This is a genomic window from Mesorhizobium sp. M0045, from assembly GCF_040323385.1.
GTDB lineage: Bacteria > Pseudomonadota > Alphaproteobacteria > Rhizobiales > Rhizobiaceae > Mesorhizobium.
Window position 1 is genome coordinate 1 of record NZ_JAMYUY010000032.1, and the last position, 19816, is coordinate 19816.

The following is a 19816-nucleotide window of genomic DNA, read 5'->3' on the forward strand; positions in this document are numbered from 1 at the left end:
GCGAAGCCGGCGTCCGAAATACGGATGCCAACGATAATGGACTTCGACCTCCTGCCCAACATGGGCAGAATGACCCCGAGATTGCAAAACCGCGCAGCGCCCGTTCGGCGGCGTTGTTCGTAAGACAAATCCGGCCGTCCTCGCTGAAGCGGGCAAAGCGGTCCCACCGCCGGAGCATATAGTCGATCGGCTTGGCGACAGAGGCCGAGCGCGACAGGCGGGAGCGCTCCTCACGCAGCCATTCTTCGAGCTTCAATAACAGTGGGGCACTTCTTTCCTGGCGAACCGCCAACCGTTGCTCCTCAGTGAGGCCGTTGATGTCGCGCTCGATGTCGAACAGCGCGTCGATGCGCTTGACGGCCTCGAATGCAATGGGTGAGATCGCCGGCGCCTTCTTTCCGCGCCGCGCATTGGCGGCAATGTCGGCCAGCTCGAAGAACTGTCGTCGCGCATGGGCCCAGCACAGCGCCGGTGTGACTGGTCCCTGAGCCCGCGACGGATCGTAAAGCGTGTTGTACCCGCTATAGGCGTCGGCCTGCAGGATACCGGTGAAGTCTTGCAGATGGCGCTCGGGGTGATCCTGTCGTCGATCGCGCGAAGCGTAGTAGAGCGCGGCCGGCGGCGAGGTTCCGCCGAACGGCCGGTCGTCACGGACATAAGTCCAGATGTGGCCGGTGGCCGTCTTGCCCTTGGCCAGGATGGGCACCGTGGTGTCGTCGCCATGCAGCCGCTCGGCGGCAAGCACATGGGTCTCGATCAGCGCATGCAGCGGCTGCAGCACCAACGCGCAGGCGCCGACCTGGTCGGCCAGCGTCGACACGCTCAGATCGATGCCTTCGCGGGCGTATCGTTCGCTCTGCCGGTTCAGCGGCTGATGCTGACCGAACTTCTCGAACAGGATCATCGCCAAAAGGTTCGGGCCGCCGAAGCCCCGCGGGGTTACGTGGAAGGGGGCCGGCGGCTGCGTGATCTTCTCGCATTCCCGGCACGAGAACTTTTCGCGCACCGTCTGGATCACCTTCCACTGGCGCGGGATCACTTCCAGCGTCTCCGTGACGTCCTCGCCCAGCTTCGACAGTTTCGCCGATCCGCAGCAGGGACAGCTTTCGGGCGCGGCGATGACGACGCGCTCGCGCGGCAGGTGCTCTGGGAACGGCTTGCGCGAAGGCCGCTTGCGCTCGAACGATTTGACCGACTGCGTCTGCGCCGCCGCTTTCTCTGCCGCCAACTCGTCCTCTGTCGCGGCCGAGCCGAAAACAGATCGAACTGGTATGTCATGGACTGGCGAGGCATGGACATCTCTCCGACTCGTTTCGTGAGAGACCAATGCTGCGCCCATTACCGCAGGTTGCGACGAGGCGTCGGCGTCTTCCAGTAACTTTGCCAAAGCATGCAGGCTCGCGAGATCGACGTGCGGAACCGGCAGGCTGCGCCAATATCCGCGGTCGAACATCCATGCTGGGACTTCAAGAAGCCGATCAGAAGAAGCACCAGAAAGGCTGCAGCGGAAACTATCCGTACCTTTGGCCAGCGCCTGATGGACATGCACGAGCTGACCGCACCAAGGATGCCACGGATATAAAAGCTCGCGAACCTCCGTCCCGTGGGTGTACTGTCGTCGTGTTGTACAACACCGCGCGGCCGCATTCCCAAATCGCCTGGCAGACACCGGCCGAGTTCGCCACCACCTTCAATCTGCGACGGTCGCTCGCGCTGCGCTATGCCAAAGGCTCCGCGCCAGCGCCCGCCGCTTCACCCGCCCAGCAGGGCACAACCCACGCCGGAAACGAACTCAAAACTGGATAGAAACTGGGGGCAAGGTCACTCGCCACCGGGCGGCTTGGCGACCAGCTTTGGCTCCATCGGCGGAATGAACTCGAGCCGGCGGGCGCCGGGCTGCAGCAACAAAAACGTCGATTTTTCATCGCGTACATACGGCCAGACAAAAAGCCCGGGGTGCTCCCTCCGCCATATCAATCGATTTTATCCGAGGTGTCACATCCGGGTAATCTAGCGGCTTCTAATGAAACCGGCTAAGGGGAGCGCGGATTTGGGGGAACTTTTCGTGAATAGCCAAAAAGATGCAGAGCGTATCCTTGCCGAAATGTCGATCGCACAGGCGATTTACGATGCCATTTGCGAGATGAACGGATCTTCGTACAGGCAAGACAAAGCACCTTTGCGGTGGGACACTTCGTCAGGCCAACCGTTGAGCCTAATGAGTATTGACGGCTTTTTCGAATTGCGGGAACTCGCTAGGCGCATAGCGTCGAAGATCGACACGCCTGCGCTCATCAGTCTCCAAAGACACACCTCGCAGTCGTCAAAAAAGATTGACTTCCACTAGGTAGAAACTGCGCTCGCGCTGGGACGTGCCTCTGGTCTGAGCGCCGACAAAACCCGGCCATCGGGAACCGCCCGCCGCACCTTTCGGCACGGCGGGCGATCAGTCGTTCACCAGGCACGGGGCTGCAACGAGGTGCCGAAATTTGGTGGCGGCACCTATTGGACCGAAGACGATGATCCCCATAGGGACTATGATGATGGGGTCGACGTAAATCGAACCGAAAAGAACCGAATTATTTTCAACTTCCTTCGAACTTTGGAGGAGGCATCCGTTTTGAAGGATGGCGCAACAGCCGAAGCGCTTTATGCCGACTCGGCCGTCCGGAAGCGAATTAAGGCAGCCTCGATTTCCGATATCACGGAATTCGGGAGAATGACCCATGCCGAGATGACGGCACTCTGCGATGCGGCGCGCTTGGGTCGGCCAACAGGCGGCGCGACCATCTTTCCATGCCACAACTGCGCGAAGCACATAATTGCATCAGGTTTAAAGCGGGTTGTGTTCATCGAACCGTACCCAAAAAGTAAGGCACTGGAGTTTCACGAGGACTCTGCTGTCCTTGATGAAAAGAATGAACGACGCATTTTATTTGAGCATTTCGTGGGTATTTCGCCCAGCAGGTATCGAGACATATTTGAAAAAGGTTCGAGACGCTCTGCTGATAGGAAAGTTGCTGAATGGTACAAAGGAGAGCCTATGCCTTTGCTCGAAGATAAAGGCCCGTCGTACATTTACGATGAAGAGTCCGCTATATACTCCTCCCTAACAGCAGTGGCTGAGGAGCTAGGTATAGTGGTCAAATCAGAGCAGTCCGAGTCGGATGAAATCGACAAGACGACAGCAGATACAGAAAATATTGCGGCCCAGTGACCCAGCTGCCGATTCACTCCTCCGCCGCCGGTCTGAACTTCCGCACGATGAATTCGAACAGGATGTCCGAGATCCACATTGCCGACACCCCGATCAGGAACGCCGCGGCGAGCATCGTTGTGTCGTCGTCGGTCGCCGGAATCGGCAACCCTGTGGCGCGGAAGTAATTCACTACCGGCAGCGTCAGATAGGGCAGCCGCCAGGGCGCCGCAGATCGGCGACGCCACCATGCGCGTATCTTGTAGCGGTGGCGCGACAGAGCGCGCAGGACGCCCCCAGCGAGGCCGGCAGCAACGACCGGGCCTCGGAACTCGGCAAAGGTCTCCGGCGGCACATCTTCAAATTCGTATCGTTTGCCGCTGGCGACGAACCACACCGAAAGGATTCTGCGATCCAGATCGTATTCCGTTTTGCGTATCGAGGTGGATGGCATGACGGCGGGGATGCGCAAGGTCCAGGAGGTCCAGGGACTGCGAGGTCTATGGCTTCATGACCACCAAGCCGAACGCCCTTGTCACGCCCCTGCCCGCGCAACCGTGAAGGCCCACTGGACTCTCCGGAGCAAAGAACGCATTGTTCCCGAGGGGAGCGGGGACTTGGACAAATCTCGGTATGACAATCGGTCTGGCCAGTGGCGGAAGCGCCCTGGCGTAAGGCGATATCGTGCCCGACCGCTCTCGGGCGTGCCGATGCGGCTGGTGTATGTTACCATCGCGGCAGTGGCCGCATTGGCGACACAGTACTTCCTGCAGCACACCGATGGTTTCCAAAAAGCCGTGTCGAAATGGATCGGCCCGGCTCCCGCTCCAATAGCGGGGATTGCTTCCGCTGCTCGACCGAAAAGATACCATCGGCATTACCGATGCTATGGTCGAACCAGCGCTCGGCCGACGTTATCGGCAGCGATACGATCGAAATTCACGGCCAGCGTATCCGTTTCAGTGGAATCGACGCCCCGGAGGCCGCGCAACGGTGCGATGACGCCAAGGGCTTCCGCTACCAGTGCGGTGCGAAGTCCGTCGGCGCCCTTGACGCCTTCCTGGCAGCCCTCGAGGCCGCTCCGGTGCACTTTCGTCGCTTGGGACCGCTACGGCCGCTTTGTTGCCGACTGCTCGCGGGCCGACGGCAGAAGCGTTGGCTCGTGGCTGGTGGAGAACGGCCAGGCTCTTGATTGGCCTAGCTACAGCCAGGGCGCATATGCACCGCAGCAGGCGAGAGCGGAGGCGGCGAAAATCGGTCTTTGGGCTGGCGATTTCGAGGCGCCGTGGGTTTGGCGGGTAGAGCACGCAGAAAAGGCGCAGCCGGCGATCAGCCAGCCGCTCGGCATCGTCGGCGGCCGGCAAGTGGCGCAAAGCTACTCATGCCAGCCGCGGCGAACTTGCTCGAAAATCAGCCCGCGCGACGAGGCGCAATGGTATCTCGGCAATTGCCCGTGGGGCGGCAAGCTGGACCGCGATGGCGACGGAAGGGCGTGCGAGACGCTCTGTTAGGAACGACAATGGGCCGCGGCCCTCGGGGGACGTATTAATGGACGAGAAATTCTACAATCGCGTTGGCGGCGACCGTATCTCGTCGCGTCAGGTCGACGAACTCATAGGGCTCGCCCGTGGCCTGGCCGCAGATGGAACCATCAACAAGGCCGAGGTCCAGTTCCTTCAAAAATGGTTGGCGGCGAATGTGGAGATCAGTAATCAACCAATCATCCGAACCTTGTACCGGCGCATCAATGAGATCCTTGAAGACGGCGTGCTCGATTCCGATGAACACGCGCAACTTGTGGATACGCTAAACAGCTTCTCGAATCGGAATTTCGAACTCGGAGAAGTGCTAAAGCCGACGTCGCTGCCACTCTGCGATCCGGCCCCGACTTTGACTTTCGTCGGCCGGTTGTACTGCTTCACAGGCACATTCAATTTTGGCCAGCGGAAGCATTGCGAACAGGCCATCGCAGATCGCGGAGCTTTCGCGGGAGGTCTGAGCCAGAAAACAGAAGTTTTGGTTATAGGCGCCTATGCCACCGAATCGTGGAAGCATTCTTCATTTGGGGATAAAATCGTCAAGGCTACCGGCTGGCGCGACCAAGGATTGCCAATCTCGATCGTCGCCGAAAGTCACTGGGCCAGCTTTCTCTGAGGTGTCCTTTGCCAAACGATCGGGCCAAGTTTTCAGTGCGGCGCACCGCCCGCCAGCAGATATCGGTAGCCGTTCGTCGTCATCCACCGGGCGCGGGCGAGATGCGTCTCCCAAGCCCTGAATGCCCGCTCCGGTTCCTTCTCAGGATCGATATGCAGGACGATCCTGGCGACCTCTCGCCAGTCCGCCTCCTCGGCCGCGGCGTCGAGCAGGCGAATGTAGGTAAGCAGACGCTCTTCGTCGTATCCGGTCAGAACCGAAGAAGTGGGAGCCTCATCGGCGACGTCAGAGTCGAGCAGACATTTGCGCATCGACGCTTTTCTAACCCAGTTGATGCCAGCTGCAAAAAGCGACTCGCCCTTTAAGGTTACGGAACTTTAACGAAAGGAGAGCATTGACTAGAGGCCACTACCTATCATATTGATAGGCGCATGGCCGAGATTATACCGCTGACGCTTACGGCGCCGCTTGCGTTGAAGATGATTCGGCAGCTGGCGGCTGACACGAACAATATTGTGATCGTTGCACACGCCCGCAAGCGCGGACGACAGCGGAGCATTTCTCGGAGGCAGGTCGAACTCTGCGTGCAGCGGGGTACGATCTGCGAAGGTCCAGTGATGAATGCGAAGGGGCATTGGCAAGTCAATATGTACCGGCACGCTGCAGGAGAAGAAATGGAATGCGTCGTGGCAATTGATTGGGGAAAATCTCTGATCGTGATCACGGTGTTTTAGGAACGGGTGAAGAGATGGCTTACCACTATACCGAAAGCGGTCTCGACAATGTTTGGCTCGAGAACGGATACACAAGGCACGATACGGCTTACGGAGTCGGTGTTTCGATTCAAGATACCGAAGGCCTCCACAGGGCGATCGGTCAATGGGTCATATCGCTCCCCAAGCCTCTAAATGGCGCAGAGCTTCGTTTCCTGCGCCTAGAAATGGATACTACGCAAAAGAACCTCGCCGGGATCCTCGGGGCCGACGAGCAAGCTGTGCGGCGGTGGGAAAAGGCCCGGACGAAGCCGATGAATGGCTCCGCCGACTTGCTCCTGCGCGCCCTCTATTCCGAGTATACTAACAAGAGCAGCCGCATTCGTCGCATGATTGATCGGCTTGCAGAACTCGACCAGATCGAAGCACCGACAGGGCGCTTTTGTGAAACTGATCACGGATGGCAGCCGCAAGGCTGTGCCGCAGCGTAGTCTTTGCCCCGGCCTCTGCGCCGGGGTTTTTCTTATCGCGGAGAATTCGATGCCGAGGCCAGTTTTGCCGTTAGTCAGCACAATGCTTCTTCCGGCGGAGATTCCAGATGCCGGCGCCGCCCTAAAAAAGTTGGAGGAAAGGAGATGGCGAGAAGCCAATCCCGCAGTCTTCATGCACAAGCGAATTGCGGACATGATCGAGCAATTTGAGAAGAATTTGGGACTGGAAAGCGAACTCGGGGTGACCGTTGTTGGTGGCCAAGATAGCCCAATTCATCTCCGGTCATTTGCGTGCTCGCCACCGGACATTTTAGAGTTCCATGGCGTCAACGAACGCGGTCAATCTGTTACGCTCATCCAACACCATACGCAAACCAGCCTGCTTCTCACCGAATTGCCGAAGATCAAAGCTAAGGCATTTCGCATTGGCTTCGTGCCGGCAGGAGACGGTGGTGCGTAAAGCGCGTATTCGCCCGACGCGTTACTAGACTAGTCTAAGTCTAGATGTAAGGGGCCATACGGCGGATCGTGTCCGCCACATATGAGGGCGCCAAGTGCGCATAGTGCTCCTCGGCCATTCGGGTGTCGCTGTGCCCGAGCGCTTGGGCCACGATGATTAGCGGCGCCCCGTTCCGGACCACCGTGCTGGCGTAGGTGTGCCGCAGCTCGTGCAGGGTGACGGACTGCACCCTTGCCGTCTGCAGAACAGCTTTCCATGAACGATTGTAGGTCGACGGCGCCCACGCCGCGCCACTCTCCTGTCGAAGGAGGAACTTGCCAGCGCCGCGATCGGCGGCAAGCCTGGCGAACAGGTCCGCCCCGCCGTCTGGCAATCGCACATGCCGCGGCTTGCCGCTTGTGCTTTCGGCGATGAACACCCACTTGTTCACGACGTCGTAGTCAGCGACGCGCAGCCGGGCCAGCTCGCCGAACCGGGCGCCAGTCACAAGGGCGGCCGATACGAGATCGCGGATAGCTCCGTTGCTGGCGGCCACCAATGCTCGCTGCTCTTCCGGCGACAGAAACCGGATCCGCGCCGAAGTCGTGTTCCTGTAGGGCTTGACCAGGCGCCATGCTGTGTCGTCGGTCGTCAGATGGTTGTTAAAAACCCAATTGAGCGCCGCCTTCAGAATCGTGAGCGTACGGTTTGCAGTGTCGCGCCGACGGCGAATGATTTCGGGGTCAGACAGATCGACGACTGTATTGTTGACCGCTTTCGCAAACTTGCCGGTTCGAAGCCGCTTCTCGGCAGTGACCATGCCGTCCCGCCAAGCGCGCAACTTTCCTATCGTCAGATCGGTGACGCGCAGAGAGCCAAGCTTCGGCCGGATGTGCAGCGCCGCGCGCGACTTTGCATCGCCGACGGCCTTCATTCCTTCGACGGCCCGTGCCTCGAAATACCGATCAAGTGCATCGTTGACGGTGAGTGCCGGCGAAGCTTCCGAGCCTGCCTTCAGACCTTTCACCCATGCTCGAGCGGCGTCTTTCGCCTGTTCATGCGTGAGTACCGCTTTGCCGTCGGCTGGCAGCACGTCGTCAGCTTTGCCGAGCCGCGTCTGCACCCGTTTGTTGTCCGGCGCCCGCGAGGCCGCCAGCCAGTTGCCGCCGCGCCCGTAGCTGCCACGGCCCCGCCGGTAGCCATGCGGACGCCAGGGCTGATCACTTCCCACTCGGGCGCATCCGACGCGGGCAGGGCCGCCCGGCTCGTCTTACTGGAGAGTACGCTTCGACGTTGAACCATCGCGTCCGCCTTTTCGTTGCCGATTTCGTTGCAACGAACCGGACAGCACACCTATGCACACAGGCGCATTGTAGCGGAAATAGCATAGAAAAATCAAACGTGTAGGGCTGTGCGTGGTTGTCTATGAACTCGCCCTCTCACGGCGGGAACAGCGGTTCGATTCCCCTTGGCGTACGAAAATCAATGACTTACTTTTGGATGCGTCATTCGGTCGAATATCCGCCGAATAAACGTCCGCGTAGACCAGCGATTGAGGCGGCGTGTCCGCGCAGTGTGAGTTCCCATCCGCGTTCCGCGTGGCCCCGATCGCAGCTCCCGCTACGGCCGCACGCTTTCTTGCCAGCGTCGAGCTCGATAGCCCGGCAATGGCCAGTTTTGTTGTCGGGCAGCTGTGGGTGGTCGCTCACTACGAGGACATGCTGGAGCGCGGCAGTGAGCTCGCCAAAGCGGTGAACGGCGCAGCCGACACGATCCTTAACCGCATCATGGATTCCTCTTTGCGTACCTGGCTACTGATAGTGAGGCTAGAGATCGAGCCGTAGTGCTGTGCGCGCACCAGCATGTCGAACATCGCCTTGTCGTTGCTGAACTCTGTAGGTGCCTCAAGCATTAGTTCGCTGAAGATGCGGTTCTCCGCATCAGAGCGCACTCCCCGCATAATAGAGGGCTTCAGTTGCCACTTGGCATCAGACTCGCCACGGTAGCAGCGAGCGCCACCTGTCATCTCAGGGAGCTCGAACACCCGTTGCAGGTATGCCGTCACGCTTTCGACTAGCAGCGGCTTCTTCGGCGCCCCGGTTCGCTTCATAGTGGAGGTCGCAATCTTGGCCGCCCCAGCCGACTTGCGACTAGGAACCATCCTACGTATATGTGAGGTCATCCGCCGTCCGCTCCCCTCATGTGCATAAGATAAACAAAGGCAGAAAATCTACAAGTTCACTCTCGTCTGAATTGAGCTTACTTCTTCCAAGAGCTTAATCAGTCGACCATTGAGTCTTTTCTTTTTGTTCACGAGGTCAATCGAAGATTTCCGTAAACCGCCTTTATAAATGATAGGATTGCAAATAGCATCATCATTACCATTGCAAGTGTGAATGCCATGGTCACATAGTCCCAGGTGGGTTGCAGCTTCCCTATGGTTTCGCGGGTCAGAGGGAAATTTAGCCAAATCCTTATGGCATTGCAGAAGCAAAAGAGGACCACAACGGCAGCGGCGAAGCCTATAGCGATCGCTTTAAGGCGTGCCGCAGTTGTGGAAACAGTAATCAATACGAAGAAAATGGCGAACAGAGTGGAAATGGCCAACGCTGTGGAAATGACCTGATCGTTGGCATCTGGACGCATTATGTACGTGTTTTTGAAGAGCGTAGCCCAGCTAGAAACCCAGCCCTGAAGAAGCTCTGGCGTGACCTTTCGAATAAAGTCAAAAATCTCTTCTAAACTCATCCGCCTGAGCTCTGGAAGAGCGGCATTGGTATGGCTCCCAACACTCGGCCATGCTTGTCGCGAAACTCGTAGAACGCCGGCGCAGGCCTCCAGGCGTTAGAAAAGGGGGCGAGCACGTCAAAGCTGATCGATCCGTCGCGCGAAAGCCCTGTCGCCTCTTTGTTTTCTTTGAAGAAGGCCGCAGCGAAGAAGTCGGATTTTATCGGGAAAACAGGCGTGACCGTAACGTCCTCAACCTTGCCAAGCTTTCTTCCCTCATACTGTTTCGCGGAGTAGGCGAAGAAGCTTTGGAAGCCACCCCCCGTCACGCCTCCTGGGATCGGTGCGATGCCAATTTTTCCGGTAACTTCGAGCATTGTGTCGTGCGGATCATCTGGGTCGCTTGGGAAGAATACTCTCACATCATCCTGCCACCCATCGGGAGGTAAGTCCGTACCCTGAGGTTCGTTCCCAACTTGGGTGGCGGGAGCGCAATTTCCTTCTTTGCCATTTCGTTCTTCGTCGTCTGCCGTCCCCATGAACTCGGCAGGCGTCCTTTCTCCGAGGTTCCCATATTGGATGCAGCCACGCACTGGCCTGGGGCTGATGTCGTCACGCAATCGAGGCGTGGGTAGTTCGACTGTCGCGGGAACATAGGTCTGAAATGGCCCAGCGATAAACCAGGTGACTAGGAGATCGCTGTTGGGATCGAGGTTTTTAACACAAGAAATGTAACGTCGCAGCTTGCCTTTCTTCTCGACCCAGGAGCTGGTTACGAAGTTGAAGTTGCCGACGTGATGTTCCTGACGGGTATCGCCCTCATCGCAGGTTTTCGCTTCGGCCGATACAACCCCGACTACCAACGACGCGGCGAGCATTGGAAGCATTCTGGATCGCGATTTCATAGTGACCACCCGACTTGGCGGCACAATGTGCCCAAACATCGAGAAACTGCAATCATGCCAGCTTAAAAATGCAACAAATACCTCACGAATTGTCAGTGCGATCACTGTCACTCTCCCGTTTTCCGCTTTAGCTCACTTTGAGGCTCTCTTTTTGCGGCAACGAGAAAGACGCTCGCAAGCAAATCGCTTGCGCCTGCCGTAAGAGCTCCACCGGCGGCGCGCCATGACGACGGCCCGCCGAAGCGAGCACCGCGAGCAATCGGGCAGCAGGCACAGCATTCAATCCCCGAAGGCGTCAGTCGACATTCGACAAGAGACATATGGCGCGGCGCGAGCGCTGGGGCTTACGACTGACGGAAGCGGCTCTCAATCCGAGGCGATGCCGTTCTTGATCCGTGTGAGGTGGCTTTCGCCTTCCTCCGGGCCGAAGCAGCTTTCGAAATCATTGCATTCCCGGCAACTGGGCGCGCTGCACAGCGAAAAACCTTCGGCCTCGCAGAGCTTGCGGTAAAAGTATCTCTTCCATTTCATGTTTTGGGTGTTGCCGGCCGCCAGCGTCGGAAAATGCGAGGCGAGCAGGCAGCCGAGGTCGCTTCGATTAAAAAGGCCAAGGTCCTGCCAGAGATGGTCATTGCGCATGGCACGCCGGGCGATGATCTTGGCGAAGCGGGCGCTCGCCGGGTCGCCCGGCCGGGCATGCTCCAGCAGCAGTCCGCGCAGAAGTTCTTCCTCCGGATCCGGCTCGGGCTCGCTCACCTCTTCCAAGGCAAACGCGTTGATAGGAATAGCAGGGAAACAGCGGGCCAGGACATCGCGCAGCTCGGCGCGCGAAAGGCCGGTTGCCTCCGTCACCGTCGCCTCGCCGGCCTCGATCTCCTCGAGCGCACGTGAAAGCACACAGGCAAGCACATGCTGGTCGAACCTCCTCTCCAGCTCGATCTGCGGCCATCGGTCGGTGCTGAGCCGGGCATAATGTTGGGCAAATATGGTGTCGTTCTCCTGGTTTGTCCTATCAAGTCACGCAGCGACCCGGCCTGCCGCAACATGGGTCGGGCAGTTCTTCGGGTATAGGCAGTGGGGATCGCCTCGCGGTCGAGTAGTTCGGCAATTTTCGTCTGGTCCATCGGCTCTGTCGCAAATTCTGTGATTGGAAGAGGTGTTTCGCGAACCCCCGCTCTGCCGTTTGCGCCTCATGGGGAACACCTCGGCGCCGGAAATGCCCCCGCGGAGTTGGACGTGGACCGTGCTGGGACAGAGGTCGCGTGCCGTCCTTTCCAGTGCGGCCACATGGTCGACCCCATTCAAGCCCGCCAGACTCTCGGTTGAATGACGTCTGATTCAAAGCGTCAGCGGGTGAGTTCCAGCGCACGTTCAGGACAGCATCGCGCGCCTCGCGATGCAGGCAGCTCCTCCCCTTCCGCAACTTCAATGTCACCAGGCAGGATGTAACCCTCGTCATCAAGCTTGAAGATGTCCGGCGCTTGCGCCGCACATCGCGCGTGACCCTGGCATTTGGCCTTTTGGACGATGATGCGCATGGCGCTGCCTCCATTGTCTGTGCCCCGACTCGGGGCGGGCCTAAGACCAGTCCAGGATCAAATTTTCGATCCCGAACACATGGCCGCCAGAAGTTATCGGTGCCGTACCCTGCTTGATCCTGAAAGCCGGGATGCGCGCCAACCACTCCTCCAGGCCAATGACAATCTCCCGCCGGGCAAGGTGTGAGCCAAGGCAACGGTGGGGACCATAGCCAAACGCTGCGTGGCGGTTGTCCTCCCGCTCCAAATCGATTGTGTTGGGGCATTCGAATTCCGCCGGGTCACGATTGGCAATCATCGTGGCGCAGGAAACATAGTCCCCCTTCCGGATCGGCGCGCCTTCGAAGTCGATATCTTTCGTAGCCACGCGGATCAACTGAATGGGCGGATAGGCCCGCAGCAATTCTTCGGTTGCGAGCGGGATGCGGTCCGGTTCGCTCCGCAGCAATTGCTGATCTTTGAGGTTGCGCGCGAGGTACGCCAAGTCAAAGCCTATAGCTGCTGCGACCGTGTCGAGCCCAGCGACGAAGACAAGCACGCCGATGCCGCGGACTTGGGTGTCCGTCAGCCGGCGGCCCTCGACCCGTGCCTGCACGATAAAGCTCATGAAATCGTCAACCGCCTCCTGGCGGCGCATGGCTGCAAGTTCGTCGATGAATGCCACGATCGTCCGGGCAGCCACAGGTCGTTCCTTATCGTCGCCGTGGAGCAGATCTTTCCCCCAACCGACGAATGTATCGAGTCGGTCATCGGGCAACCCCAGAAAGCGAAGAAAGGTGCTCACCGCGAAAGGAAAGGCAAAATCCTTCATCACGTCGCAGCTTGTGCCCGACGCGGCGATCCTTTCGATCAGCTCGACCGCCCGTTCGCGGACAGCCGGTTCCAAAGCCAACACCCGCTTTGGCGAAAGCAGCGGATTGAGCAGTGAGCGAAAGACGCCATGGGCCGGTGGATCGAGCTCAAGCGGGATCGTCGGCCAGTTTTCACCCAGTATGGAGGAGAAGATGCTGCGATGGCTGGAAAAAGTCTCTGCGTCCTGCAGCACCTTCCGCTGGTCCGCGGCACGGGTGATGACCCAGGTACCCCGGCCATCTTGCGTGTTGTAGCGGGAGTAAAAGATCGGAGGCCCGTCATGTACGCAAGCGACAGCTGCGTGTGGATCCCCGTTGGGTGTTGGTGGCATCCCTGGCGATGTAAACAGGCTGAAGTCCCTCACCATTTCGGGCGGGACATGATCTGGAACGGGGTTGGTCGCCATTTTGTTTTCTCTACATTGGCGTTCATGGCTCGATTGAGATTGCACCGCTGTTCATAAAGTCGATTTCCAGCATGGGCACGTCTCTTGTCGGGCGCCTTCTAGATTCTGTCGCCTGATACAGCCCACCTGCACCAGCGCGGATGAGATCGGTTGCGAAGTCGATCAGAAGGGGCATCTCCGCCGCGCTGCGGGCATGAAGCAAAGCCGCCGCTTATCCCCGTTAGGGTTGAGAGGCTGGTCAATCACCTCTGAGCTCCGTGACGCACTGCTGATGCCCTGCTGATCAAATTGTCGAAGCAAGTCGCGTGCCGGATAGGCGTACCCATGGCGCTGCACCAAGCAATGCCAGCCTGCACTAGGCCCGCCGCTGATGATCACCTGTCCATCATTCTTAGGACAACGTCCGACAACCGACATCCGTGGTCGGTTTTGTCGAGTCCGCGACATCGGGCTGTTCGGCTTGGCTGCTGCTGCACAGCCTTCCGGTCGACGAGCGAGGAGATCGCTCGCACGGCCCGGATTGAGCAACGACGCGATCCAGCGCAAGGTTCGGGTGCGGTCCGACAAGACCCGGCCGCGCTTCCGCTTCGGTTCGGCGCTGATGGCATATGCGTTGTTGTAGCCGCTGCAAGGATTTCCGGTCAGACGAGCGATGCACTCGTGCGCAGCGATCCGGCCGGCGACGAGCCTGACTGTATCGATGCGGTCAATTCCGGCGTGCACACCTGACCGTGCGTATGCGCTAACACGGCAAGCTCTATCGCACATGGACCTATATTTCCTCGCGAGCCGCTGTCGGAACGTGGCGCCGAGCCCTATGGCGGCCGGTTCAATCCTACGGGCCTGCCGGCTCTACACATCCCTGTCGGTCGGACCGGGAACGCGTGGCAGACTCTCGGCCAGAAACCGCCAGTCGCTGCGCTCGCGTTCGCCTTCCTTGCGCGTGCCGAAGAACTGGATGATCATCTTGCCGTCGGCGCCATAGGCTTCAACGGACGTGACGTGACCGTCCCTCGTCGGCTTGCGCACGGCCCAGACCTCGCGGATGTGATGGGTCCTAAGATGCAGATGGAAGGTCTCGTCTAGCACATTGATCCGCGGCCCGATCTGCTTGACCGACTTGATCGGGCCGGAATGGATCTGGATGCAACCACGATTGCCGACAAAGCACATGATCGGCATCTCGTCTTCGGCCGCCTGTTGGAACAGGGCGCCAACGGCATCATTGTCGAGCAGCCAGGCGTAATCCTCGTCGGCCATACGCATCGCCTGGCAGCGGCTGAGCTTCAGTGTTTTCAACATATGGTAGAACTGATGCACGTCGCTCAGCCGGCTCCAGTGCTCGCGTAGGTCGTCGACCGTGGCGGCTTGGTCTGGACTCACTGCGTTATCGCGCGCCCCGCTCGCCTCGACCGATATGATCGGCTCCTGGTCGGAGGATACGAGCTCTGCCGCCAGATTCTGATAGGCGTGCAGGTTCGAGGCGGGCCTGAGATGTACTTTGTGCATCGCCTCGCCGGTGGCATCAAAGAATTGCAGGCTGCGGCGGATCTCGGCTCCCTCGCGCTTCTCGACGGCGAAGCCATACGCCCACGCTTTCGGGAAGATGCGCAGGTCGATCTCGTCGCCGAGCACCATGGCATGCGGGTTGCCGGTGACCACTTTGTCGTACACGCCAATCTTTTGGTGCACGGCACTTTGGTTGCGGGTGACCGCCATCACCTCGCCGACCGCTTCGAGGCCGGTCAGCAGATCATCGACGCGCGGCTCGATGCGCACCGCGCCGTGACCACAATGCGCCGCGACCAATTCGGCTTCCGAAATGCCCAATCGAGCGGCGAGATCATGCTCCCGGATTTTCGGATTGTCTTCGCACGCCCGCCGGATTTCGTCCGGCGATGGTTTCTCGCGCTGGTCCATGTCTTACCCCTGCTTCCACCTACGTGTGAGGATCAGCTGCACTGCCCGGGAATCTTCAGCCGATAAGGCGCGCCGAAATGCTCGACCCTGATCTGCTGCTGGCCCGTGAACAAAGTGTCGCTGGACAGCGTGCGCACGTCGTCGCACCCGCGCGAAAACCGGGGGTGCTATCGGAGCGGCGAGACCCGAGTGACACGTGCAGGCACATGCCGATGGAATCTCATCGAGCCGGTCGGTGGCCACCGGGCGGTGGTGAGCGATTGTGGGTGTTGTCGCAATCGGCCAATCGGTCATTCGGATGCCACGGGCGGCGCTGCTTCGCCAAACAAAGCGTGTCTGACCCAGTCCTGACATGTTGCTCCCTTGCTTCGCCGCATCGATCGCGAGGGCACCCACGACATGATTGTGGATCGGCAGTCGCTTGCCGCCTCGCCAGTGGAGCTTCAAAAACTGTGCCAATTGCGCCGAAGCAAGCCCAGAAGGAGTCTTCTGTAATGGTCATTGGTTTAATGTGAGTTCAGCCAACAACTCAGGCCCAACATCCCGCGTGGCGGACCCGACAAACCCGACAGTACGTGTCGGTTGGCCGACACCTTCGCAGCAATGGACTCACAAGAACCACCGCAGGGTCAGAGATGCCGCGCTGTGTTGAAACATTTTTTCGCTTTGGCACGGTGCATGCAACGTGATGCGCAAGCAGGTCCCGGACTGAGGAGAATGGAGCCATGATTACGCTCACCGACAACGCTGTTGCCGCCATCAAGACTGCTCTTTCCCGCGCCAGCGAGCCGGCGGAAGGCTTTCGCATCATGGTCCAGGCCGGCGGCTGCGCCGGCTTCAAATACTTAATGGGCCTGGAGAGCGTGTCGCGCGAGGGCGACGCGATCACCGAGACAGATGGGATCAAGCTGTTCGTGGACGCGGGCTCCCAACCGCATGTCGCCGGCATGACCGTCGACTTCCTCACCGGGCTCGAATCTTCCGGCTTTGTCTTCGATAACCCCAACGCGCGCGAGAAGTGCGGCTGCGGCAAGTCCTTCAGTTGATCGCCCGAAGCGCCTGTGCGGGTCCATGAAGCGATTGCCGCCGACGGACTCATTTGCGGCAGAGGAGGCTTATATGGCCGGCACAACAGATGTCCCTGTCCTCAAGAACAAGGCAAGGTCGAAGCCGATCTTGGGACCGGCAATCGCTTCAGGTAGGATGCAAAGAACGTCGCCTCCCGAAACAGTTCGGTTCCTGGTGGCACCCAAGCTGCTGGCGGCCAAATCGCGCCGCTGCGCCAAATTCGGCTTATCGATAACGTTGTCGTGTTCGGGCGTCCTTACCTGCGGGCTGACGGCGGCGACTGCGGACTTGGCCATGCCGACGCCGATCCGGTCTACGTCAAACTCTCGGGCGTCCGCGCCGGCTGCCAGTTCGGGCCCATCATCATCAACGGCATACGCCAGAGGCTCAATGAGGCGGTCGCGCGCTCGCGTCATTCCGGTCAACTGAGGATCGCACATGAAACCTGTCTACCTCGACAACAACGCAACCACACGGGTCGATCCTGAGGTCGTGCAAGCGATGTTGCCGTTCTTTAGGGATCAATTCGGCAACCCTTCGTCGGCGCACGCTCTTGGCGCCTCAGTCAGTGCGGCGGTGAGAAAGGCGCGGAGGCAGTTGCAAGCTCTGATCGGCGCGGAGTTCGACGATGAGATCACCTTCACCTCGGGTGGGACAGAAAGCGACAATGCAGCGCTTCTTTCGGCGCTCGAGGCGGCGCCCAACCGAACCGAAATCGTGACGTCCGCGGTCGAGCATCCCGCCGTGCTGACGCTCTGCGCGCATCTTGAGAAGACCCGCCGCGTCAAGGTGCACAGGATCCCGGTGGATTGCCGTGGCCGGCTCGACCTCGACGCCTATATGGCCGCCCTCACCCCACAGGTGGCAATCGTCTCGATAATGTGGGCGAACAATGAGACTGGTGTGATCTTCCCCGTGGCCAGGCTTGCCGAGTTGGCCAAGGAAGTGGGCGCCCTTTTCCATACCGATGCTGTGCAGACGGTCGGCAAGCTTCCGATGGACCTGAAGTCGACCGCAATCGACATGCTGTCGCTCTCCGGCCACAAGCTGCACGGGCCGAAAGGGATCGGCGCGCTTTTCGTAAAACGTGGCGTCAATTTCCACTCGCTGATCAAGGGGGGCCACCAAGAACACAACCGGCGTGCTGGCACCGAGAATACGCCCGGCATAGTCGGGCTCGGCATGGCGGCCGAACTCGCCTTGAAATTCATGGACGACGAGACCACACGGGTAAAGTCGCTCCGCGACCGTTTAGAGGACGGGATTCTCCAGCGCATCCCAAGCACCTGTGTCACCGGTGATCCCCTGGAACGGTTGCCCAACACCGCAAACATCTCCTTCGAAGATGTCGAAAGTGATGGAATTCCACTCCTCCTCAGCCGCGTGGGCATCGCGTGTTCCTCCGGCTCTGCCTGCACCTCCGGCTCTCTGGAACCGAGCCATGTCCTGAGCGCGATGAAAACGCCACACGCGGCAGTCCGCTTCTCCTTGGCGCGGGACAACGGCGAAGCGGACGTCGACCGGGTGCTCGAGGTCATGCCGGCAATCGTGGAGAAGCTGCGTGGCTTTCCCAGTTCTGGGCCGGGTAAGCGAAGCTCCGAAGACGGTCAATCCGGTCTATGCCTGAGCGGCAGCAGAACCGGCTACCGTTCATGACCCGTCATGTCTTTCTCAACGATACGACCTTGCGCGATGGCGAGCAGGCGCCCGGCGTCGCCTTTACCACGACGGAAAAGCTGGAGATCGCCGAGTCTCTTGCGGCGGCCGGCGTCACAGAGATCGAGATCGGCACGCCGGTCATGGGCGCCGACGAGATCGAAACAATTCGCGCCGTGGTCGCGCGGTGTCTCCCGGTTCGGCTCATGGCCTGGTGCCGGATGACGTCGCTGGATCTCGATGCAGCGATCGAGAGCGGCGTCCACGCCATCAATCTATCGCTGCCTGCGTCGGACATCCAACTTGCCGCCAAGCTCGGCCTCGATAAGGCGGGAGCGCTCCAGGTCATCGAACGTATGGTCAGGCGCGCAGCCGCCGCCGGCTTCTTCGTCGCGGTGGGCTGCGAGGACGCCTCGCGGGCCAATCGGGATCATCTCGCCCGCGTCATCGAGACGGCTGCACGCGCCGGCGCAAGCCGCGTCAGGCTAGCCGACACAGTCGGCGTTCTCGACCCGTTTTCGACCTTCGAACTTGTCGCCCAGCTCGTGCCGCAGTCTCCAATCGAGCTTGAATTTCATGCGCACAACGATCTCGGACTTGCTGCCGCCAACACGCTGGCCGCGATCCGCGCAGGCGCGCGCCATGCGTCCGTCACCGTCCTGGGGCTCGGCGAGCGTGCGGGCAATGCCGCGCTGGAAGAGGTGGCCGCCGCGATGGCGGTCCTCGACGGCGCGGATACCGGCATCGAGCTGACCGCATTGCCCGACCTCGCCGCCCAGGTGGCTTGGGCCGCCCGCCGGCAGACCGCGGCCATTAAACCGGTCGTCGGCGCCGATGTTTTCACGCACGAATCCGGCATTCACGTCGCAGGGCTGCTGAAGGACTCGCGTACTTATCAGGGGCTCGATCCGGCTCTCGTGGGCCGCTGCCGGCGTATCGTCATCGGCAAGCATTCCGGCGCCACTGCGATTGCCCATGTGCTGAGCGAAAGCGGCCGCGATCTCGACCCGGATCTGGCAGCCGCGATGGTGGCCCGCGCCCGGCGCGAGGCGACCGAGACCAAATCGACCGTCACTGCAACTCAACTGGTCGAGCTCTACGATGGAATGTGCAGCGAGGCATCCCTCGCGGAGCTGTGCGGGTCCAAGTCAGCCGTGCGCGAGCGCACCGACACCACAGTTTTCCGACCAGGGAGAATGCAATGAATTGTTCCGCTGACAGCCGCCCTATCGATGTCACCGACATCCTCGCACGACTGAAGCGCCTGTCGGCTGCGGAGGAGTTCTTCGCAGTCCTTGGCGTCTCCTATGATCCGAAGGTGCTGAATGTCTCGCGGCTCCATATCATGAAGCGCGTGGGCCAATACCTTGCCGAAGAAGATTTCTCCGGTCTGCCCGACCAGGTGATTGCCGCGCGGGTGCGCGCGACGCTCGAACGCGCTTACGAAGACTTCGCGATTTCCTCGCCGCTCTCGCATCGGGTCTTCAAGGTGCTCAAAGACCACGATCCGAACAAACCTGCCACGCCGGGCCGCACCTTTGTCCCGTTCGACTCCGTACTGAAGCGGTTCGGACAGGAATGACCGCGACACGGGTTGCGACGCGACAATGTCGAGAAGCCGACAAATCCGTCATCACCACGGCGCCCTCGGAAGCAACCAAGCGAAGTTCTAGGGATAGGGGGCAGCCCAAAACAGTTGGCACGAATGATGCAAACCAAGGAGATAAACCGCCAAGCCCGCATCCGGACAG

General features: G+C 59.9%; 23 protein-coding genes and 2 pseudogenes. 11 read left to right on the forward strand and 14 right to left on the reverse strand.

All coding sequences use genetic code 11. From position 1 onward, the window contains the following. A partial coding sequence (gene tnpC / locus NKJ72_RS28960; RefSeq protein WP_502901915.1) for an IS66 family transposase occupies positions 1–1453 on the reverse strand: 1453 nt, incomplete at its 3' end. A 1026-nt stretch (positions 1454–2479) separates the two neighbouring features. On the opposite strand from tnpC, the gene NKJ72_RS28965 reads away from it, so the two are divergent. After that, positions 2480–3217, forward strand: coding sequence for a hypothetical protein (locus NKJ72_RS28965; RefSeq protein WP_352480489.1), 738 nt, complete (start codon positions 2480–2482; stop codon positions 3215–3217). A 13-nt stretch (positions 3218–3230) separates the two neighbouring features. On the opposite strand, the pseudogene NKJ72_RS28970 reads toward NKJ72_RS28965, so the two are convergent. The 3 genes and pseudogenes from NKJ72_RS28970 to NKJ72_RS28980 form a co-directional block, all read right to left on the reverse strand. Beyond that, positions 3231–3551 (reverse strand): annotated as a pseudogene (locus NKJ72_RS28970) (hypothetical protein). Next, positions 3534–3650, reverse strand: a pseudogene (locus NKJ72_RS28975) (KTSC domain-containing protein); the annotation flags it as partial. The pseudogenes NKJ72_RS28970 and NKJ72_RS28975, both read right to left, overlap by 18 nt. A 432-nt stretch (positions 3651–4082) precedes the next feature. Further along, positions 4083–4286: a hypothetical protein gene (locus NKJ72_RS28980; protein ID WP_352480490.1), complete on the reverse strand. Its 204-nt coding sequence runs from the start codon at positions 4284–4286 to the stop codon at positions 4083–4085. 79 nt (positions 4287–4365) lie between these two features. On the opposite strand from NKJ72_RS28980, the gene NKJ72_RS28985 reads away from it, so the two are divergent. Further along, entirely contained in the window at positions 4366–4707 is a 342-nt protein-coding gene (locus tag NKJ72_RS28985; RefSeq protein ID WP_352480491.1) for an excalibur calcium-binding domain-containing protein, read from the forward strand. Between the two features lie 37 nt (positions 4708–4744). After that, positions 4745–5350 carry a BRCT domain-containing protein gene (locus NKJ72_RS28990; protein ID WP_352480492.1) on the forward strand — a complete coding sequence of 202 codons (606 nt, stop codon included), beginning with the start codon at positions 4745–4747 and terminating at the stop codon, positions 5348–5350. A gap of 32 nt (positions 5351–5382) precedes the next feature. On the opposite strand, the gene NKJ72_RS28995 is transcribed toward NKJ72_RS28990, so the two are convergent. Then, positions 5383–5661, reverse strand: a complete 279-nt coding sequence (locus tag NKJ72_RS28995; RefSeq protein WP_352480493.1) for a DNA -binding domain-containing protein — start codon at positions 5659–5661, stop codon at positions 5383–5385. A gap of 120 nt (positions 5662–5781) precedes the next feature. On the opposite strand from NKJ72_RS28995, the gene NKJ72_RS29000 reads away from it, so the two are divergent. From NKJ72_RS29000 to NKJ72_RS29010, 3 genes are read left to right on the forward strand one after another with little or no spacing between them, the layout of a single operon-like run. After that, entirely contained in the window at positions 5782–6084 is a 303-nt protein-coding gene (locus tag NKJ72_RS29000; protein WP_352480494.1) for a DUF4258 domain-containing protein, read from the forward strand. Positions 6085–6098: 14 nt separating this feature from the next. Next, positions 6099–6554 (forward strand): helix-turn-helix domain-containing protein, encoded by a 456-nt coding sequence (locus NKJ72_RS29005; protein ID WP_023678227.1) that lies wholly within the window; start codon positions 6099–6101, stop codon positions 6552–6554. Then, complete coding sequence (locus NKJ72_RS29010) at positions 6508–7014, forward strand: hypothetical protein (protein ID WP_352480495.1); 507 nt, start codon at positions 6508–6510, stop codon at positions 7012–7014. The genes NKJ72_RS29005 and NKJ72_RS29010 overlap by 47 nt, the downstream gene beginning before the upstream one ends. Positions 7015–7054: 40 nt before the next feature. Here NKJ72_RS29010 and NKJ72_RS29015 read toward each other — a convergent pair whose 3' ends face one another. The 9 genes from NKJ72_RS29015 to hemP all read right to left on the reverse strand — a co-directional run bounded on the left by NKJ72_RS29015 (position 7055) and on the right by hemP (position 15478). Continuing rightward, positions 7055–8116 carry a tyrosine-type recombinase/integrase gene (locus tag NKJ72_RS29015; protein WP_352480496.1) on the reverse strand — a complete coding sequence of 354 codons (1062 nt, stop codon included), beginning with the start codon at positions 8114–8116 and terminating at the stop codon, positions 7055–7057. A gap of 585 nt (positions 8117–8701) precedes the next feature. Next, the gene (locus NKJ72_RS29020; RefSeq protein WP_352480497.1) at positions 8702–9103 is read right to left on the reverse strand and encodes an FRG domain-containing protein; all 402 of its coding nucleotides are present in this window, start codon (positions 9101–9103) and stop codon (positions 8702–8704) included. Positions 9104–9303: 200 nt separating this feature from the next. After that, a complete protein-coding gene (locus NKJ72_RS29025) occupies positions 9304–9741 on the reverse strand; it encodes a hypothetical protein (RefSeq protein ID WP_352480498.1) in 438 nt (145 codons plus the stop codon). Next, the gene (locus NKJ72_RS29030) at positions 9738–10730 is read right to left on the reverse strand and encodes a hypothetical protein (protein ID WP_352480499.1); all 993 of its coding nucleotides are present in this window, start codon (positions 10728–10730) and stop codon (positions 9738–9740) included. The genes NKJ72_RS29025 and NKJ72_RS29030 overlap by 4 nt, the downstream gene beginning before the upstream one ends. Before the next feature lie 261 nt (positions 10731–10991). Continuing rightward, positions 10992–11612 carry a nitrogen fixation protein NifQ gene (locus tag NKJ72_RS29035; protein WP_352480516.1) on the reverse strand — a complete coding sequence of 207 codons (621 nt, stop codon included), beginning with the start codon at positions 11610–11612 and terminating at the stop codon, positions 10992–10994. A 359-nt stretch (positions 11613–11971) separates the two neighbouring features. Next, positions 11972–12163 carry a ferredoxin gene (locus NKJ72_RS29040; protein WP_352480500.1) on the reverse strand — a complete coding sequence of 64 codons (192 nt, stop codon included), beginning with the start codon at positions 12161–12163 and terminating at the stop codon, positions 11972–11974. A gap of 40 nt (positions 12164–12203) precedes the next feature. Then, on the reverse strand, positions 12204–13421 hold the full coding sequence (locus NKJ72_RS29045; protein WP_352480501.1) for a cytochrome P450: 1218 nt from the start codon (positions 13419–13421) through the stop codon (positions 12204–12206). An 852-nt stretch (positions 13422–14273) separates the two neighbouring features. Then, the gene (locus NKJ72_RS29050) at positions 14274–15341 is read right to left on the reverse strand and encodes a hemin-degrading factor (protein WP_352480502.1); all 1068 of its coding nucleotides are present in this window, start codon (positions 15339–15341) and stop codon (positions 14274–14276) included. A gap of 32 nt (positions 15342–15373) precedes the next feature. After that, a complete protein-coding gene (hemP, locus tag NKJ72_RS29055; RefSeq protein ID WP_352480503.1) occupies positions 15374–15478 on the reverse strand; it encodes a hemin uptake protein HemP in 105 nt (34 codons plus the stop codon). Positions 15479–16066: 588 nt separating this feature from the next. On the opposite strand from hemP, the gene NKJ72_RS29060 reads away from it, so the two are divergent. The 5 genes from NKJ72_RS29060 (at position 16067) to nifW (ending at position 19647) form a co-directional block, all read left to right on the forward strand. Next, complete coding sequence (locus NKJ72_RS29060; protein WP_023678237.1) at positions 16067–16387, forward strand: HesB/IscA family protein; 321 nt, start codon at positions 16067–16069, stop codon at positions 16385–16387. A 264-nt stretch (positions 16388–16651) separates the two neighbouring features. Then, the gene (locus NKJ72_RS29065) at positions 16652–16897 is read left to right on the forward strand and encodes a NifU family protein (protein ID WP_352480504.1); all 246 of its coding nucleotides are present in this window, start codon (positions 16652–16654) and stop codon (positions 16895–16897) included. Next, positions 16848–18065 carry a cysteine desulfurase NifS gene (gene nifS / locus NKJ72_RS29070; RefSeq protein WP_352480505.1) on the forward strand — a complete coding sequence of 406 codons (1218 nt, stop codon included), beginning with the start codon at positions 16848–16850 and terminating at the stop codon, positions 18063–18065. The genes NKJ72_RS29065 and nifS overlap by 50 nt, the downstream gene beginning before the upstream one ends. Further along, the gene (nifV, locus tag NKJ72_RS29075) at positions 18062–19270 is read left to right on the forward strand and encodes a homocitrate synthase (RefSeq protein ID WP_352480506.1); all 1209 of its coding nucleotides are present in this window, start codon (positions 18062–18064) and stop codon (positions 19268–19270) included. The genes nifS and nifV overlap by 4 nt, the downstream gene beginning before the upstream one ends. Continuing rightward, positions 19267–19647: a nitrogenase stabilizing/protective protein NifW gene (gene nifW, locus NKJ72_RS29080; protein ID WP_352480507.1), complete on the forward strand. Its 381-nt coding sequence runs from the start codon at positions 19267–19269 to the stop codon at positions 19645–19647. Before nifV ends, nifW begins: the two co-directional genes overlap by 4 nt. Positions 19648–19816: the final 169 nt, after the last annotated feature.

What these genes read in the sequence shown, in the direction of transcription:
- NKJ72_RS29025 (WP_352480498.1), bottom strand. Translation starts at nt 9,741, where the DNA reads ATGAGTTTAGAAGAGATTTTTGACTTTATTCGAAAGGTCACGCCAGAG.
- NKJ72_RS29040 (WP_352480500.1), bottom strand. Translation starts at nt 12,163, where the DNA reads ATGCGCATCATCGTCCAAAAGGCCAAATGCCAGGGTCACGCGCGATGT.
- NKJ72_RS29045 (WP_352480501.1), bottom strand. Translation starts at nt 13,421, where the DNA reads ATGGCGACCAACCCCGTTCCAGATCATGTCCCGCCCGAAATGGTGAGG.
- NKJ72_RS29005 (WP_023678227.1), top strand. Translation starts at nt 6,099, where the DNA reads ATGGCTTACCACTATACCGAAAGCGGTCTCGACAATGTTTGGCTCGAG.
- NKJ72_RS28990 (WP_352480492.1), top strand. Translation starts at nt 4,745, where the DNA reads ATGGACGAGAAATTCTACAATCGCGTTGGCGGCGACCGTATCTCGTCG.
- NKJ72_RS29020 (WP_352480497.1), bottom strand. Translation starts at nt 9,103, where the DNA reads ATGAAGCGAACCGGGGCGCCGAAGAAGCCGCTGCTAGTCGAAAGCGTG.
- NKJ72_RS29000 (WP_352480494.1), top strand. Translation starts at nt 5,782, where the DNA reads ATGGCCGAGATTATACCGCTGACGCTTACGGCGCCGCTTGCGTTGAAG.
- NKJ72_RS29050 (WP_352480502.1), bottom strand. Translation starts at nt 15,341, where the DNA reads ATGGACCAGCGCGAGAAACCATCGCCGGACGAAATCCGGCGGGCGTGC.
- NKJ72_RS28995 (WP_352480493.1), bottom strand. Translation starts at nt 5,661, where the DNA reads ATGCGCAAATGTCTGCTCGACTCTGACGTCGCCGATGAGGCTCCCACT.
- NKJ72_RS29060 (WP_023678237.1), top strand. Translation starts at nt 16,067, where the DNA reads ATGATTACGCTCACCGACAACGCTGTTGCCGCCATCAAGACTGCTCTT.
- nifW (WP_352480507.1), top strand. Translation starts at nt 19,267, where the DNA reads ATGAATTGTTCCGCTGACAGCCGCCCTATCGATGTCACCGACATCCTC.
- nifS (WP_352480505.1), top strand. Translation starts at nt 16,848, where the DNA reads ATGAAACCTGTCTACCTCGACAACAACGCAACCACACGGGTCGATCCT.
- nifV (WP_352480506.1), top strand. Translation starts at nt 18,062, where the DNA reads ATGACCCGTCATGTCTTTCTCAACGATACGACCTTGCGCGATGGCGAG.